The sequence below is a fragment of the Cryobacterium sp. 10I1 genome, from assembly GCF_035019805.1.
Classification (GTDB): domain Bacteria; phylum Actinomycetota; class Actinomycetes; order Actinomycetales; family Microbacteriaceae; genus Cryobacterium; species Cryobacterium glucosi.
This window is the reverse complement of record NZ_JASJVF010000642.1, coordinates 1-282: the sequence shown is the minus strand read 5'-3', so window position 1 is coordinate 282 and position 282 is coordinate 1. Positions and strand designations below refer to the sequence as shown.

Sequence of the window (282 nt, the reverse complement as noted above, 5' to 3'; positions counted from 1 at the left end):
AACGACCGTGCGTCGACGAGGGCGTTCAGGACGAGGGTCGGCGCGTCCGCGCCGGGGGCGACGGGCGTCGCGAGGGCGCACGAGACATCCGTCGAGCCAAGGGGGGTCGACGCCGCAGCCGAGCACGACCACGCCGGGTCACTGCCCGCGCTGTCGACCCAGGTGAGCCCGACCGGGAGGGTGTCGACCACCCGGACCCCGACGGCGCTGGACGGTCCCGCGTTGGAGACCGTGAGGGTGAAGGGGGTCGGAGCGCCGATCGCGCCCGAGCCGATGTGGGTC

General features: G+C 74.8%; 1 protein-coding gene. It reads right to left on the bottom strand.

The genetic code is table 11. From position 1 onward, the window contains the following. The coding region (locus QN345_RS20135) for a hypothetical protein (RefSeq protein WP_323509254.1) at positions 1-282 on the bottom strand (282 nt) is incomplete at both ends.